This window comes from Herpetosiphon sp., assembly GCF_003512625.1.
Taxonomy (GTDB): Bacteria; Chloroflexota; Chloroflexia; order Chloroflexales; family Herpetosiphonaceae; genus Herpetosiphon; species Herpetosiphon aurantiacus.
Genome location: NZ_DOPT01000100.1, coordinates 92,615 through 108,165 on the forward strand (window position 1 = coordinate 92,615; position 15,551 = coordinate 108,165).

14 protein-coding genes are annotated in these 15,551 nt (G+C 51.2%); 13 read left to right on the plus strand and 1 reads right to left on the minus strand.

The window, feature by feature from the left end:
• Positions 1-48 precede the first annotated feature (48 nt).
• The 10 genes from DEF47_RS22825 (at position 49) to serS (ending at position 10,719) form a co-directional block, all read left to right on the plus strand.
• Positions 49-1,785 (plus strand): long-chain-fatty-acid--CoA ligase, encoded by a 1,737-nt coding sequence (locus DEF47_RS22825; RefSeq protein WP_012191875.1) that lies wholly within the window; start codon positions 49-51, stop codon positions 1,783-1,785.
• Between the two features lie 20 nt (positions 1,786-1,805).
• Complete coding sequence (locus DEF47_RS22830; protein WP_012191874.1) at positions 1,806-2,438, plus strand: CpXC domain-containing protein; 633 nt, start codon at positions 1,806-1,808, stop codon at positions 2,436-2,438.
• Positions 2,439-2,450: 12 nt separating this feature from the next.
• On the plus strand, positions 2,451-3,395 hold the full coding sequence (locus DEF47_RS22835) for a CpXC domain-containing protein (RefSeq protein ID WP_012191873.1): 945 nt from the start codon (positions 2,451-2,453) through the stop codon (positions 3,393-3,395).
• A gap of 328 nt (positions 3,396-3,723) precedes the next feature.
• The gene (locus DEF47_RS22840) at positions 3,724-4,881 is read left to right on the plus strand and encodes an iron-containing alcohol dehydrogenase (protein WP_012191872.1); all 1,158 of its coding nucleotides are present in this window, start codon (positions 3,724-3,726) and stop codon (positions 4,879-4,881) included.
• Positions 4,875-6,767 carry a hypothetical protein gene (locus DEF47_RS22845; protein WP_012191871.1) on the plus strand — a complete coding sequence of 631 codons (1,893 nt, stop codon included), beginning with the start codon at positions 4,875-4,877 and terminating at the stop codon, positions 6,765-6,767. The genes DEF47_RS22840 and DEF47_RS22845 overlap by 7 nt, the downstream gene beginning before the upstream one ends.
• A gap of 181 nt (positions 6,768-6,948) precedes the next feature.
• Positions 6,949-7,554 carry a 5-oxoprolinase subunit PxpB gene (pxpB, locus tag DEF47_RS22850; protein ID WP_012191870.1) on the plus strand — a complete coding sequence of 202 codons (606 nt, stop codon included), beginning with the start codon at positions 6,949-6,951 and terminating at the stop codon, positions 7,552-7,554.
• Between the two features lie 327 nt (positions 7,555-7,881).
• Positions 7,882-8,397 (plus strand): hypothetical protein, encoded by a 516-nt coding sequence (locus DEF47_RS22855; RefSeq protein ID WP_012191869.1) that lies wholly within the window; start codon positions 7,882-7,884, stop codon positions 8,395-8,397.
• On the plus strand, positions 8,394-8,855 hold the full coding sequence (locus DEF47_RS22860; RefSeq protein WP_012191868.1) for a hypothetical protein: 462 nt from the start codon (positions 8,394-8,396) through the stop codon (positions 8,853-8,855). The genes DEF47_RS22855 and DEF47_RS22860 overlap by 4 nt, the downstream gene beginning before the upstream one ends.
• Entirely contained in the window at positions 8,852-9,433 is a 582-nt protein-coding gene (locus DEF47_RS22865) for a hypothetical protein (RefSeq protein ID WP_012191867.1), read from the plus strand. Before DEF47_RS22860 ends, DEF47_RS22865 begins: the two co-directional genes overlap by 4 nt.
• 17 nt (positions 9,434-9,450) lie before the next feature.
• Positions 9,451-10,719: a serine--tRNA ligase gene (gene serS, locus DEF47_RS22870; protein WP_012191866.1), complete on the plus strand. Its 1,269-nt coding sequence runs from the start codon at positions 9,451-9,453 to the stop codon at positions 10,717-10,719.
• Between the two features lie 174 nt (positions 10,720-10,893).
• Here serS and DEF47_RS22875 read toward each other — a convergent pair whose 3' ends face one another.
• Positions 10,894-11,925, minus strand: a complete 1,032-nt coding sequence (locus DEF47_RS22875; RefSeq protein ID WP_012191865.1) for a response regulator transcription factor — start codon at positions 11,923-11,925, stop codon at positions 10,894-10,896.
• A gap of 368 nt (positions 11,926-12,293) precedes the next feature.
• Between DEF47_RS22875 and DEF47_RS22880 the strand changes: the two genes are divergently transcribed.
• The 3 genes from DEF47_RS22880 (at position 12,294) to DEF47_RS22890 (ending at position 15,526) form a co-directional block, all read left to right on the plus strand.
• Positions 12,294-13,418: a sugar ABC transporter substrate-binding protein gene (locus tag DEF47_RS22880; protein ID WP_012191864.1), complete on the plus strand. Its 1,125-nt coding sequence runs from the start codon at positions 12,294-12,296 to the stop codon at positions 13,416-13,418.
• Positions 13,419-13,502: 84 nt separating this feature from the next.
• Positions 13,503-14,294: an ATP-binding cassette domain-containing protein gene (locus DEF47_RS22885; RefSeq protein WP_012191863.1), complete on the plus strand. Its 792-nt coding sequence runs from the start codon at positions 13,503-13,505 to the stop codon at positions 14,292-14,294.
• On the plus strand, positions 14,291-15,526 hold the full coding sequence (locus tag DEF47_RS22890) for a sugar ABC transporter permease (protein ID WP_012191862.1): 1,236 nt from the start codon (positions 14,291-14,293) through the stop codon (positions 15,524-15,526). The genes DEF47_RS22885 and DEF47_RS22890 overlap by 4 nt, the downstream gene beginning before the upstream one ends.
• The last annotated feature ends 25 nt before the right edge of the window (positions 15,527-15,551 follow it).

Below are 15,551 nucleotides of genomic sequence, written 5' to 3' on the forward strand. Positions count from 1 at the left end.
GTTGCCTCTCCGAATGTTTTGCTTGTCCGCTGTTGAGGAGGTATCATCGTGGATACGCCATGGACAACACACTACGAGCCAACGGTCAAGCCCTCATTGCAGTACTCCACTGAGCCGTTGATTTCGTTATTGGATAGCGCCGTTGCCAATTATCCCAATCAGGTGGCTACAAACTTTGTACTGAAATATGTACTTGGTGGTCGGGTGGCAATTGGCGGTTCGCTCACTTATCGGCAATTGAAGGAAGCGGTTGATCGGTTTGCCACAGCCTTGCATGGCTTGGGTGTTCGCAAGGGCGATCGCTTTGCGATTATGTTGCCCAACACGCCTCAGTTTGTAATTGGTTTTTTCGCGGCGCTGCGTTTGGGAGCCACGGTTGTCAACATCAACCCAACCTACTCGCCACGCGAACTCAAGCATCAATTGGCCGACTCTGGCGCTGAGACAATTTTTGTGCTTAGCCCGTTCTACCCTAAAGTTCAAGAAATTTTGGCCGAAACCCCGCTCAAACGCGTGATCGTCACCTACGTTCACGATGTTTTATCCTTCCCCCAAAGTATACTTGTGCGGCGCACCCAGCAAAAAGACCCCAGTTGGGTTGAGATTACCCCCGATCGCACGACCTTGATGTTTAGCACCTTGCTGGCTGAATATCCACCCGCCCCGCCTAAAGTGGTGATGGATGGCCATGATGTGGCGCTGTTTCAATATACTGGCGGTACAACTGGCGCTCCCAAGGCAGCGATGCTGACCCACTACAACATTATGGCCAACACCAGCCAATTGTTGAATTGGATGAACGACCTTAAAGCTGGCCAAGAGCGTGTCATGTGTGCTATTCCGTTTTTCCATGTCTATGGGATGACGGTCGGCATGTGCTTTGCGGTGGCAATTGGCGCAGAAATGGTGATCATTCCTAATCCACGGCCAGTTGATGGTGTGTTGGAAGCCTTACACAACGAACGCGCAACGATCTTCCCAGGTGTGCCAGCGCTCTACATTGGGATTATCAATCACAAAGATATTGATAAATACAATTTGCGCTCGATCAAGGCCTGTATCAGTGGCTCAGCGGCCTTGCCAATGGAAGTTCAAGAGAAATTTGGTGAATTGACTGGCGGGCGTTTGGTCGAAGGCTACGGCCTGACCGAAGCGGCTCCAGTTACTCACTGTAACCCAGTTTTTGGCACGCGCAAATCTGGCTCAATTGGCGTACCAATGCCCGATGTTGAAGTGCAAATTTTGGATCTTGAGACCGAAGCACCGTTGCCAATTGGCTCAGAGCGTGAAGGCGAATTGCTGATTCGTGCGCCGCAAATTATGAAGGGCTATTGGGGTCGCGATGATGAAACCGCCAAAGTACTGACCGAAGATGGTTGGCTGCGCACTGGCGATATTGTCAAAACCGATAGCGATGGTTATTTCTATGTGGTCGATCGCAAGAAAGACTTAATTATCGCTTCGGGCTATAATATTGTGCCACGTGAAGTCGAGGAAGTGCTGTTTATGCACCCAGCCGTGCTTGAAGCGGCGGTGGCTGGCATTCCTGATACCTACCGTGGTGAAACAGTTAAAGCCTTTGTGGTGCTCAAGCCCGATGCAGCTGCCACCGCCAAAGAAATTCGCGATTTTTGCAAAGAAAATCTCGCACCTTATAAAGTTCCAACTCAAGTGGAATTTATTGAGGAACTGCCCAAAACCCAAGTTGGCAAAGTGCTACGGCGGGTATTGGTCGAGATGGAAAAGCAAAAACAAGCTGAGCAAATCCAGCAGGAGGCAAGTTAGGCCAAACCTAACGTTGGAATATGCGTTCTCGCCATGAAGTTGCCGTGGTGCAATGCCCTGCTTGTGGGGCGCAATTCGATGCGCCCCTGTGGCTGATTCTCGATGCCGAGGAGCAGCCTGGTTTAGTGCAACAGTTATTTGATGGTCGTTTGCGCGAAACCCAATGCCCCTATTGCGATGCGCTTGGCTCGTTAACTGCACCATTGTTGTATCATGATGCTCGCTATGAGCAATTGATTTTAGCCTTGCCCTTATCGGTTGCCAGTGCTAGCGAGGCTGAGGCTTTGGCCCAGCAATTGGTTGGCTTGTTGCATAGCCGCTTGGAACTCGAAAAGCTGGATCAAGCTGAATATTTGGCTCATGTCCAGCTGGCGGCAGATCTTGACGATTTGCAGTTGATGCTGATCCATGCCAGTTATCGCCGCGAGTTAATTGCGCTGATGGCGACGATCGAATGGCCAATTCACCAGCTGGCAACAATCGATCAATTTGAAACCTTGCTGCAAAGCCATGATCGCGACCATCATCAAGCGTTTTGGCAAAGCCTAAATGCTGACCAACAATCTGACTTAACGTTGCTGTTTGATCGCTTAGCCGCCGTTGTGCCAATAGACAGTGGGCTTAGCGATTTTTTGCGTCGATTAATACCCTAGCGAGAGCCATGCATGCCAATTTCGTATAGCCAACCATATGAGCTTGTTTGCCCGACCTGCCAAACTCCGTTTGTGGCCGAGGCTTGGTTGATTGTTGATGCCGAGGAACGCCCTGATTTGGTGCAGGCGATTCGTGAGGTAAGTTTGCACGACACCCGTTGTCCAGGTTGTGGCCAAACTGGGGTTGTGCCCGCGCCAATTCTGCTACATGATCGGCGAGCCAAAGCGGTGCTATTTGGGGTTCCTTATGGCATGCCCGAAGCCGAATGGAATGAATTGGCGCAAGGTTTGTTGTGGATGTTGATCGGCGCATTGCCACGCGAGAATCAATTGCCCTACCTTGGTAATGTGCAAGCTGAGGCTGGCGTAGCGGGTGTGGCTGAGGCTTTAGATCAACTCAATTACACGCCGCAATCAGCGATTGAAGCAATTGGCGATGCGCTTGGCTCGGAAGATTCGGATAGTTTGCCGCCCTTGGCTGAAGCGATTATGCGCATGCTTGCTGCCGATACTCCCGAAGAATTGCAAGCGGTGTTGCATGAATATCCCTTTTTGCTTGATGAGGCGATGGATGAGGGATTGGCGGGCTTAGCTGAAGCAGCAGTTGATGCAGGCGAATTTGAAATTAGCCAAGCTTTTGAGCGAGCCAGAATTACCCTGATTCAACTGCGCCAAACGCTCGATCAATCGAGCCAAACCCTGGCTAGCAGCAAGCCAGCGGTGGCGGCTCAAGCGAGTGCTCCGCCGCCAGCCAATTGGCACAGCATTCGGCGGGCGGTTTTGACATGTGAAGATGCTGGCGAACTGCTGGCTTTACGGGCCGAGTATCCCATTTTAGCAAGCGCTGATGCCGATGCTTGGCTCGCGGAAGAGCAACAAGCCTTGCGCGATGTTGGCGATTTAGGCGCAGCTCAATTGATTGGTGAGGCGCGGGCCGTCTTGCGCGGTGAACGCTAAATTTAGAACATAGAACATAGGGGTCAGCGACTGGGGACTAGGGTTCAGGGGTAGCGGTTGATAGCATTAACTATATCCCTCACCCCCTCGCCCACTGTGGCGGGCGAGGGGCGTTCTAAGCTTCATGATCGAAGGATTCCCCCTCTCCTGCTGTGCGGGAGAGGGGGCTAGGGGGTGAGGGCATGCCATAGACGGTGAAGCCCTCCCAATCATTGTTAAAAACCTACTCTTGGAAGGAGGGGATAAAAGTCGTCATTTGGGTACTTTGTGGTTTCAACTTCTGATCCCTAGCCCCTGACGACTGATCCCTCGAAAAAAGGAGCCAATTATGCAAGAATTTTTTGAGTTTCGTTTACTGCCACGGGTGTTGTATAAATCAGGGTTGGTTGCCGAAATGGGAGCTGAATTAAGCTCGCTGGGCGCAACCAAGGCCTTCATTGTGACCGATGCTGGTTTGGTCAAGTCAGGCTTGGTCGAGCAAGTTCAACAAGCGTTGGCCGAGACGGTCGAAGTCGTCGGCGTTTATAGCGATGTTCCGCCAAATTCCTCGGTGACCGTGGTTGAAGCAGCTGCGGCTCAAGCCCGCGAATCGGGCGCTGATCTGTTGGTGGCGCTTGGCGGTGGTTCACCAATTGATACCGCCAAAGCCATGCGTATTTTGATCACCGAGGGCGGCAATTTACTCGATTATGAAGGGATTAATGTGCTGGAACGGCGCTTAATTCCGATGGTGGCAATTCCTACGACCGCTGGCACTGGCTCGGAAGCTAGCAACTTTGCCGTAATCAAGGATGAAGCCAATAACGTTAAGCTTTCATTTACCAGCCCTTACCTTGCGCCTGAGTTGGCGATTCTTGACCCGCAAGTAACCCAAAGTTTGCCAGCACATTTGGCTGCCGCAACGGGCATGGATACGCTGACGCATGCCTTTGAAACCTATGTCTCAACCGAATCTGAGCCAATGAGTGATGCCTTGGCCTTGGGCGCGGTCGAGATTGTTTCAAATTATCTGCGTGACGCAACCCACCATGGCTCGACCAATGAAGAAGCTCGCGGCCAGATGTTGATTGCCTCGTGTATGGCGGGGATTGCCTTTACCAACTCATATTTGGGTGCGGTGCATGCCTTGGCTCACGCTACTGGCGGCCATTTCCCCTTGCACCATGGCTTGCTCAATTCGATTTTCTTGCCGCATGTAGTTGCCTTTAATGCCAGCACCGTGCCCGATCGCTATGCGCGGTTGGCACGAGCCTTTGGGATCAACACTGGTGGTCGGCCACGCGAGGAAGTGATCGACGATTTGATTGCAGGTTTGCGTCAGTTGGCCAGCGACTGCGGCCTGATCACCCAACTGCGCGATTTGGGCATTCCTGAAGATTCCTTGCCAATGTTGGCTGAACAAGCCTTTGGCGATGGAGCGGTTTACCATAACCCTGTTGCGCCAACTGTTGATGATTTACTGGGGATTTTGCAAGCAGCATGGTAGTTGATACGATGACGATCTTCAGCCAGCGTCGCCAGTGGTTGACGCTGGTTACGTTATTAATTGGGCTTTTAATTGGTTTGGGCTTTGTATCCAATCGCCAATGGCAAGTGCCGCTGAATCTGGGCTTGGAAGAGGGCATCAACAACGATGCTCCATTTGTGGTTGGCTTTAATGCTGGCGAACAATTGCCCGATCGTTCAGCTCGTTACCGTTGGTCAACCCTGAATGCCCAATTGCGCTTTCCGCATGTGCCGCAACGCCACTACTGGCTCGATTTGCCACAACTTACGGGCAACCCAGCCAGCCTCATCATGGGAACCAGCCAATTTACCAGTACTGCCGGACGGGTATTGCATGTGTTGTTGCCTGCCGATGCCGCTGGTAAAGTGGCAATTACGGTTGCTCAACCAGTGGTGAGTGATGATCCACGCGAGCTCGGGGCGGCGTTTAGTGGTGGGCAATTAAGCAGCAGTGGTTGGGCTTGGCCTGGGCTCTATCCGACCTTAGCTTGGTTGTTTTTGCTGACGACACTTGGTTTGAGCATAATCTGGCTTGGTGGTTCGAGCCTTGAAGTTGGCTTGGCAGTTGGCCTAACAGGCTTGGGGATTGTGGCGGCAACTTGGTTTGCGCCATTACGGGCAAGCTATGCCGCACCAGCGGTTGCCCAAACAACGCTCTATGGTTTGGCTGCATTGCTGTTGTTGGGCTGGGCCTTGCCGCCAATCTTGCAGCGCCTAGGCTTAACGATCAGCCGCGATGTCTTGCGTTGGCTGATTTTGGCGACGGTGCTGGTCTGGTCGCTCAAATTGGGTGGACGCTTGCTGCTCGAGCATATGCCAGGCGATATTGGCTTTCATCGCAACCGAATTCATGCAACCAACCTTGGCGATTTATTCCGACCATCGCGCCATCGCGGCATCGATTTTCCCTATCCGCCAGTGTTGTATGCCTTGTTGCAGCCACTGACCTTGACTGGAATTTCAGCCGATTGGTTGTTGCAATTAACCGCCGCAGCCTGTGAAGCCCTGGCGATTCCGGTGCTATTTTGTTTGGGCTTGCGCACAACTGGCTCAAGCCGTGGAGCGCTGGTTGGCGCGATTATGTATGGGCTTGTGCCAGCAGGCTTTATGACCAACGCATGGTCGTTTGATTCGCACATTTTTAGCCAATTTGTGGCCTTGCTACTGGCAACATTTATGGTTTGGACGTGGCAACACTGGCATGAACGACGTAACTGGCTTTGGATAACTTTGGGTTTGAGCACGATTGCGCTCGGACACTTTGGCTTTTATCTTAATACTGGCTTGATGGGCGGCTTGCTGATGCTATGGCTGTGGTGGCGCGGCCCACGTTCGCAAGGCTGGGCCTTATTCACCAGCTTGGTAGCAACCCAAGTGATTGTTTGGGCTTTGTATTACTCAAGTTTTATTGGGCTATTTTTGCAGCAAGGCCAATCGTTTGCCGAAGGCGGCATGAACGCAGTCAATCAGCGCGAAGCTGTACCACGCCTGCAACTCCTGTGGGATATGATTGATCTTGGGTTTTGGCGGCATTATGGTTTACTGCCTGTCTTAATCGCGCCATTTGGTTGGTGGCTCAGTCGCAAACATCGCGGCTTGCAATTGGTCATGGGGGCGACGTTCGTCGTTAGTTTGATCTTGGCGGCCTTTCCAATTATCAATGGATCGACCATCACCACCCGTTGGCTAATGTTTAGCGCTTGGGCGATTGCCTTGGCCACTGGCATTGCCCTCGATTGGTTGTGGCAACGCACGCGTTGGGGTCGCTGGCCTGCGATTCTGATTACTAGTGGTTGTGCGATTTTTGGCATGATCGTCTGGTTTGCTGCGATGGTCTATAAAATTCGCCCACCGGAACCGTTTTAAGCAGGTCAAAAGTCAAAAGTCAAAGGTCAAAGGTCAAAAAGAGCATAAGGAAATTTATGGGGCTGAAGCATGAATTATGAATGTATTTGTGAAATTCGTGCAATTCGTGGCTCAAAACGGTTTTTCGTGCTCTTTGTGCTCTTCGTGGTTACAAGCTCTATCTCTTTGCTCTGTTTAAACTATGCTGAAGATTGAACTATTTGGCGATAGTGCCTTGTTAATTACTACTCCGCAGCCAGCTCAATTGGCGTTGGCGCTGCGTCATGCTCGTTTGCGCGGGGTAATTGATGTGGTTACTGGTTTGGCAACAGTTACGGTCTTGTTTGATTTGCAGTTGACGAATGCTCGCCAGGTGCGGCGGCAAATTCAGCGACTGCAATCAGGCCAATCAAATTTGCCAACACCGACCATCCATCGAATTCCAATTTGTTACGATGGAATTGATTTGGCTGAGGTTGCCGAACGCTGCCAATTAACTATCGATCAAGTGATAGGCTTCCATTCCAGCGCCGAATATCGGGTGGCGATGGTTGGATTTTTGCCAGGCTTTCCCTACCTTGATGGCTTGCCTGCGGCCTTGCATTTGCCAAGGCGGGCGACTCCCCGCGCTAAAGTTGCGGCTGGCTCAGTGGCAATTGCCAACGATCAGACGAGTATTTATCCTCAAAGTTCGCCTGGTGGCTGGCATATACTTGGCACTACTCCACTGCGTTTATTTGATCCACAAGCCGATCCGCCAGCATTGTTGAATGCCGGTGATTTAGTTTATTTTGCGCCAATTGATTAAGTGATGGCGTTTTGGCTAGCAGCTAAAACCATTGGCTTTCGTGGTATAATAGCGCCACTGATGTTGACGAAATCCGTGGATTGGGCCTATTTGTTCTTCAGAGAGCCGCAGCTGCTGGAATTGCGGCGAACACTGCCAATCTATCCAATTTCTGAGTCGTAACGCCCCGCGTTCGGGTTGCTTCCGTTAGCAAGCTTTTCGAGGTTGTTGCATGCAACGACGAACGAAGGTGGCACCACGAGAGCTTTGAAGCTCTTCGTCCTTCTCTAGGGACGAAGAGCTTTTTTTAATGTCGAATTTTTACCCAGCCAACGTTTGAGGTTTGTGATGTCGTGGGAAATCGGCTTAGTTACATTTGGGAGTGTTGTTGGGTTGGTGATTGTGCTATGGGTGTTTAGTCGCTTAGCTTGGGGTGGTGGTATGCGCAATCCATCGTATGAGTTGTTGAATCCAAGCAAAGAACACCCAATTCATACCCATTTTGCCCAACCCGACCAAGAATCGATCGTTGTTCGTTGTAAACAGTGTCACTTTAGTCATACGCTGCCTGAGATTAGTAAAATGCCAGCATTTTTAACCTCAGTGGCCCGCTCCAGCAGCGAAAGTGGCGAGCTTAAGTCAATTTGTCCACATTGCGAGGGTGTGCTCCAAAGCTGGATTCGCCAAGCAATTCAGCATCATGGCAGCCAGCAAACTCTCGATTTTGCAGTATTACGGCGTGGTCAACGCCGCTTGTACGAAATTGAAACAACCATCTATGCCTCATTGGGCGAGATTCCCCAACCATACCGCAGTTTGGTGGCGGAAGCGCTGAATGAGCCAGAGCCAGAGGAAACTGCATGATTATTCGAGGCGATCAAGCCGATTTAATTCATAATCACGAGGGTCGTCTAGCACCCAATCAACAACGTCAACTTCAGGCGATGCGAGCGTTTCGCGTGCCATTTTTGCCGATGCTGCTCATCGGTTTGGCGCTGATTAGTTATGGCACATTGCGCTTCGATACCTTGGGCTGGGTGGTTGCGGGCTTAGGCGGTGTGTTAATTATCAATGCTTGGGTTCGTCGCCAAAGTCAAGCCGCGCTCAAGGCTGGCGTGGTGCAAGCGATTACCGGCGAACTCGAAAAAATTCAGCCAGTGCCATTTGCCATGTTTGAGTCCGAGCTGGTGATCAATAAGCGTTCGTATGCACTCTTAGCCAAATTGGGCAACCAACCACTCCAGGTTGGCCAACCTTACACAATTTATGTAGCCAAGGGTGTTTCACGCATGGGCATTATCGTGGCGGTTGAAACAGCATGAGCAAGCGTCAATCCAAGCGCCCAACTGGCGAGGAATTAGCTAAAATTCGCGAACATAATGCCCAAGTAGCGCAAACCCAAGCGCTTGATCTGGTTTGGGGCATCAAAGCCGAGTTGCCAAGCAATCAACATGGCGAGTTGCACCCTGATCAAATTAAACGCATTTTGAAAATTTCAATTTTTGATATTTGGATTCGCTTAGCCTTTGGGGGATTCTTCCTGGTGTTTGCGCTGACCCAGCGTACCGATTCTTGGCAATTTTGGGTTCCTTTGGCAATTGCCTTGTTTCCCTTGGTTAGCGCGATCAACGGAGCACTTGCCCGTCAGCGACTCAATAAAGCCAAAGTTGAAACGCTCGAAGGCAGTGTAAACGAAGTCAAAGTGCATCGTTCCGAGGCAGTTTCGGCCACCTTGCACCGCGATAGCTTATATATGTTTTTGCTGAACGACCAACACAGTAAAACCTTGCCTAAGGCCAACCAAGCCTACCGTTTTTATGTGGCATTTGGGGTGATTCGCCCAGGAATTGTTGTCGCAATCGAGGAATTAGATCATCTTGCTGCGTCAGCCGACGCATAATGTGAAGGAGTATTGCAATGCTTGATATTCGTTTATTTCGTGAACAACCCGAGTTGGTACGCGAAGGCTTTGCCAAAGTTGGTCGTGATCCAGGTTTAGTCGATCAGGTGATTGGCTTGGATCTTAAACGGCGCGAGGCGATTACCGAAGTTGAGCGGCTCAAGGCCGAGCGCAATGCTGGCTCGAAAGATGTGGCCCGCACTAAAGATAAGGCTGAACGCGACGTGAAAATTGCCGCCATGAAGCTGGTTGGCGATCAAATTACTGAACTCGATGCACAGGCAAATGCAATCGATTTGGAATTGCACAATCTTCTGCTCGATTTACCTAACTTGCCGTTGCCCGAAGTGCCTGTTGGCAAGGATGAACACGATAATGTTGTGGTGCGGGTCGAAGGTACAATCCAAGAGCCTGATTTTGCGGTTAAGCCACACTGGGAGCTAGGCGAAGCCCTCGGGATTCTCGATTTTGAGCGAGGCGTGCGCATGAGTGGTACACGCTTTTTCGTGATGAAAGGCTTGGGCGTGCGCTTGCAACGGGCCTTGATTAGCTGGATGATCGATATGCATGTTGATCAGCATGGTTACACCGAATTGGCCGTGCCCTACTTGGTTAAGGCCGATGCCATGGTTGGCACTGGCAACTTGCCCAAATTTGCCGACACGATTTTTCATATCGAAGATACCGATTTATGGCTGATTCCGACCGCTGAAGTGCCAGTTACCAACTTGCATCGCGAAGAAATTTTAGATAAAGCTCAATTGCCATTACGCTATGTGGCGCATACCCCATGTTTCCGCAACGAGCAAATGAGCGCTGGACGTGATGTCCGTGGCATCAAGCGGCTGTATCAATTCGATAAAGTCGAGATGGTCAAAATGGTTGAGCCAGCTACCAGCTACGATGAATTATTCTCGCTGATTAGCAATGCTGAGGATGTTTGCAAAGGCTTGAAAATTCCTTATCGCTTGTTGCAATTGTGCACCGCCGATTTGGGCATTGCCACGGTCAAGTACGATTTGGAAATGTGGGCACCTGGCATGAACGAATGGCTGGAAGTTTCGTCGTGTGGCTTGTTTGGTGATTATCAAGCTCGTCGTGCCAATATTCGCTATCGCCCCGAAGCTGGGGCAAAACCTGAGTTTGTGCATACATTGAATGGTTCGGGCTTGGCTTTGCCACGGGTGATCATCGCGATTCTCGAAAATTATCAAAATGCTGATGGCAGCGTGACGGTTCCCGAAGTGCTGCGACCGTACATGGGCGGCATCGAACGGATTGGGTAATATTAGGGGGCAGGGGTTGGGGGTCAGGGGTCAGGAAACGCTGTGGTGAAACAGAAAGCAGCAGAATAATCAAAATAATCTGTGCTCATCTGTGGCTAAAAACCTTCTTTGTGTTCTTCGTGTCCTTCGTGGATCACAATCCTGACCCCTAGCCCCCGACAACTGACCCCTCACTCACACATCTTCCAACAACAAGCGCAGCGCCGCCGCATCAAGGTCTTTTTTATCGAGCAAGGCAACTGCCCCGACCGCCAAACCGCGCCGATGAAACTCGCGGTCGGGGTAGGCGCTGACCAGCAGCACGCGGGTCTTGGGCGATTGTTGCTTAATTTGGGCGGCGCAACTAATGCCATCTTCATCGCCTAAAACCACATCAACCAAGGCCAAATCAGGCGAGCGTTGGCTAATTGCTGCCATAGCTTCAGTTTGGTGAGCGGCTTCAACCACAGCACAATTGGGCTGCATTTTGCTAATCATGCGACTAACGTGTTGACGATAGCGCAAATTATCATCAACAATCAACACGCTTAGCGCTTGGCTGGGGGCAATCACTTGGTTGCTGGTTGGCATCATCGGCAATTGTGGGTGTTGGGCCGCATAATGTACCGCTTCAAGCCGACTTTGCACCCCAATTTGGCGATACAGCCGCGTAAGATGATTTTCAACGGTTTTGACGCTTAGGCCAATGCGGCGGGCAATTGCATGGTTATCATCGCCCTGCTGCAAACACCACAACAATTCACGTTGGCGCGGGGTCAGGCCAGTTTCAACCACGGGCACGCCACGCATCAACTTCGAAAGCAAGGGTGTGCAAACCCAGCGTTCGCCAGCTAGCACCCGTTGCAGGGCCAAACGAATATCAGCCAAAGGTTGATCTTTGAGTTGGTAGCCATCGACTCCTGCTTGCAACAACCCTTGCACATACACATCATCATCATAGGCGCTGACTACGAGAATTTTGAGCTGTGGATAATGCATGCGAATTTGGCGAATTGTTTGCAACGGCTCGAATTGCGGCATGCTCACATCAATCACCAAGGCATCTGGCCGTAGATCGAGCGCGGCTAAAACCCCAGGCCCATCGCCGACCTCGGCCACAATTTCAACATTGGGCAAATCGCTTAGTGCGGTTGAAATGCCAGCTCGCACTACCGCATGATCATCGGCTACCACAATTCGAATCTGACGCTCGCCATTGAGTTGCATGCAAATCCTCGCTTTAGGGGGAAATCCCCCCATTCAACTAGGGGAAAGACCCTAGGAAGATTGGGGGATTGGGGGTTGGGTTGACCAACAGCTTTGGCGTACACTAGCCTTACATCAGTCAGCACATACTATCGTGCCATAAGCGGCGCATTTACGCAACTTAGGCAACCCACCAACCAACTACCCATCATGGCAAATCTACACCTACAGAAAAAAGCAATGGTTCGCTCAACGTAGCTTTGATGATGGCCTAGGGCATTGGTGCGCTGCTCACCGGGAGCAGGTTCGTTCGATTTGGTTGGCTTTTTGTTCGCACAATTCGGTATCAATGACGATTGTAGGTCTTAACAGACGAAGGAGTCCATTCTATGAACGTGCGGCGTAGCGCATTCACTTCCCTCTTGTTGATCCTCATCTCTAGCGTGATTGCAGCCTGTGGTAGCGAAAGCGCTACAACTGCTCCAACCACAGGCACTGGTGGCACAACCAGCAGTGGCGGCAAAGTAGTCGCTTTGTTCTTGCCCGATGCCAAAACTGCCCGCTATGAAACTGCCGACCGCCCCTACTTCGAAGCCAAAATGAAAGAGCTTTGCCCAGATTGTCAGGTGATTTACAACAACGCCAACCAAGATGCCAGCTTGCAATTGCAACAAGCTGAAGCAGCGTTGACCAACGGCGCAAAGGTTTTGGTGCTTGACCCAGTTGATTCTGCTGCTGCTGCTTCGATTGCCGACAAAGCCAAAGCCCAAAATGTGCCAGTCATCGCCTACGACCGCTTGATCCTTAACTCGGATGGCGTGAGCTACTACATTTCATTCGACAACGAATCAGTTGGCAAGTTGCAAGCCGAAAGCTTGGTTGCGCAATTAGACAAGCAAGGGATTGCCAACCCAACTATCGTCATGATCAACGGCTCACCAACCGACAACAATGCTAAATTGTTCAAAGCTGGCGCTCACAGCGTGTTTGATCCATTGGTTAGCGCTGGCAAATTGACCATCGCCAACGAATATGACACTCCCGACTGGAGCCCCGACAAAGCCCAAGACCAAATGCAACAAGCCTTGACCAGCATGGGTAACAAAGTTGATGGCGTATATGCTGCCAACGACGGTACTGGTGGCGGGGCGATTGCCGCTATGAAGGCTGGTGGTCTCTCACCATTGCCTCCAGTCACAGGCCAAGATGCTGAATTGGCGGCGATTCAACGGATTTTGGCTGGCGATCAATACATGACCGTGTACAAAGCGATCAAGCCACAAGCCGAAGCTGCTGCTGAATTGGCCTTTGCCTTGCTCGAAGGCAAAACCAGCGACAAAGCTACCAGCAAAGTCAACAATGGCAAAATTGATGTTCCTTCAATCTTGCTGACCCCAATTGCTGTGACCAAAGAAAACGTCAAAGACACGATTGTCAAAGACCAATTCCACAAAGTTGATCAGATCTGTGCTGGCGACTTCGCCAAAGCCTGTGCTGATGCCGGTATTCAATAACTAACCTCTGCGCCGCTGGGTTGGCACGGCTCACACAGCCAACTCAGCGGCTCCTCCACTGACCCACAGCAAAAGGAATATGTCATGACAGCAACAGAAGCAGCGATGCCTGTTTTGCAATTGCGCCAAATTAGCAAACGCTTTGGTGCGGTTCAAGCCCTCTCCAACGTCGATTTCGAGGTCTACTCGAATGAAGTGGTGGCATTGGTTGGCGATAATGGCGCAGGCAAATCGACGCTGATTAAAACCATCGCCGGAGCCTACAAACCTGACGAGGGCGATTATGTCTTTGAAGGCAAGGTCGTTTCAATCAATAGCCCACGCGATGCCACCGACCTCGGCGTTGAAACCGTCTACCAAGATTTGGCCTTGTGCGATAATCTCGATGTGGTTTCTAATCTCTATCTTGGCCGCGAAAATGTGCGCCGCAGTGGGCTTAAATCCTTCGATCTGCTGAATGAAACCGAGATGGAACGCCGAGCGACTGAAGTGCTGCGCGATCTGAGCGTCAAAATTCCGAGTGTGCGGGTGCAAATTGCCAATCTTTCGGGCGGTCAACGCCAATCGGTGGCGGTTGCCCGTTCAGTCATGTGGAACTCCAAAGTTGTGCTGCTTGATGAGCCAACGGCGGCGCTGGGCGTTGAGCAAACCCGCCAAGTCAAAGATTTGATTATGCGTTTGCGCGATCGTGGTTTGGCTGTGGTGGTAATTAGCCATAATGTTGCCGATGTGTTTGAAGTATCTGATCGAATTATTGTGATGCGGTTGGGGCGGCGGGTCGCTACCTTCCACACCGCTCGCAGCACCAACGAACAAGTGATTGGCGCGATTACTGGGGCAATGCTGCCCAGCAATGCCTATGGAGAGGCCGAATGATGAAAACGCAACCGACGAATCTTGCTGCTGCGCCCAACAATTGGCGCGAAGCATTAGCCGAACGCTTTCGCCAAGGCAACCTAGGCTCGCTGCCAGTGATTATTGGCTTGATTATTATTGCATTGGTGTTTCAAAGTATCAATAAAAACTTTCTTACGCCGCTCAACCTGACCAACTTGATGGTGCAAATCGCCGCGATGGGCACAATTTCAACGGGAGTTGTGCTAATTTTGCTGCTAGGTGAGGTTGATCTTTCGGCAGGCCAGGTTAGTGGCTTGGCGGCGGCGGTGATGGCGGTGTTGGTTTCGCGCCATAATTTGCCTGCTGCCGTGGCGATTATTGGGGCAATTGTGGTTGGAGCCTTGGTTGGCTTGTTGCAAGGTTGGTGGATTTCAACCTTCCGCGTGCCCTCGTTTGTGGTTACGCTTGCAGGTTTGCTAGCTTGGCAAGGCTCGCGATTACGAGTGCTTGGTGACACAGGCAGCATCAACATCACCAATAAATTTATTAATGATATTGCCAACTATAAACTGCCAATTTGGCTTGGCTGGGTTTTGGGGATTGTCAGTGTTGTCGTTTATACCTTGATTGTGTTCAACGAATATCGCAGCCGCCGCGCTGCTGAATTGCCAACTGGCTCGTTGAACGGCGTATTTTGGCGGGTTGGGGTGGTTGGCGCGAGTGTCTTGGCGGGTGTTGCGATGATGAGCGTCAACCGCAATGCCAACGCTGCGGGTAACCCAATCCAAGGCGTGCCTAGCGCAGTCATTATCTTCCTAACGTTTTTGATTATCTTTGATTTTATTACCCAGCGCACCCGTTTTGGCCGCTATGTTTATGCGGTTGGCGGCAATACCGAAGCTGCTCGCCGCGCAGGAATCAATGTTAATCGGATTCGGATTACGATTTTTATGCTGGCTTCGGCACTCGCCGCCTGTGGCGGGATTTTGGCCGCCTCACGTTTGAACGCGGCCAATCAATCATCAGGCGATGGCGACGTGCTTTTGAACGCAATCGCCGCAGCGGTGATCGGTGGCACCAGCCTGTTTGGTGGGCGTGGCCGAATTTGGTCGGCTTTGCTGGGCGCACTAGTGATTGGGGCAATTGCCAATGGCATGGATTTACTGGCGCTCAAGTCATCGATCAAATTTATCGTAACTGGCTCAGTGCTTTTGTTGGCAGTCACGATTGATGCCGCCTCACGCGCCCGCCGCGAAAACAGTGGACGTTAGATCCAAAATTATTTATTAGAAGTAA

Bases quoted from the DNA above. Each gene is read 5' to 3' on its own strand.
- DEF47_RS22830 (WP_012191874.1), top strand. From the start codon at position 1,806: ATGCGTTCTCGCCATGAAGTTGCCGTGGTGCAATGCCCTGCTTGTGGG.
- DEF47_RS22835 (WP_012191873.1), top strand. From the start codon at position 2,451: ATGCCAATTTCGTATAGCCAACCATATGAGCTTGTTTGCCCGACCTGC.
- DEF47_RS22840 (WP_012191872.1), top strand. From the start codon at position 3,724: ATGCAAGAATTTTTTGAGTTTCGTTTACTGCCACGGGTGTTGTATAAA.
- DEF47_RS22845 (WP_012191871.1), top strand. From the start codon at position 4,875: ATGGTAGTTGATACGATGACGATCTTCAGCCAGCGTCGCCAGTGGTTG.
- pxpB (WP_012191870.1), top strand. From the start codon at position 6,949: ATGCTGAAGATTGAACTATTTGGCGATAGTGCCTTGTTAATTACTACT.
- DEF47_RS22855 (WP_012191869.1), top strand. From the start codon at position 7,882: ATGTCGTGGGAAATCGGCTTAGTTACATTTGGGAGTGTTGTTGGGTTG.
- DEF47_RS22860 (WP_012191868.1), top strand. From the start codon at position 8,394: ATGATTATTCGAGGCGATCAAGCCGATTTAATTCATAATCACGAGGGT.
- DEF47_RS22865 (WP_012191867.1), top strand. From the start codon at position 8,852: ATGAGCAAGCGTCAATCCAAGCGCCCAACTGGCGAGGAATTAGCTAAA.
- serS (WP_012191866.1), top strand. From the start codon at position 9,451: ATGCTTGATATTCGTTTATTTCGTGAACAACCCGAGTTGGTACGCGAA.
- DEF47_RS22875 (WP_012191865.1), bottom strand. From the start codon at position 11,925: ATGCAACTCAATGGCGAGCGTCAGATTCGAATTGTGGTAGCCGATGAT.
- DEF47_RS22880 (WP_012191864.1), top strand. From the start codon at position 12,294: ATGAACGTGCGGCGTAGCGCATTCACTTCCCTCTTGTTGATCCTCATC.
- DEF47_RS22885 (WP_012191863.1), top strand. From the start codon at position 13,503: ATGACAGCAACAGAAGCAGCGATGCCTGTTTTGCAATTGCGCCAAATT.
- DEF47_RS22890 (WP_012191862.1), top strand. From the start codon at position 14,291: ATGATGAAAACGCAACCGACGAATCTTGCTGCTGCGCCCAACAATTGG.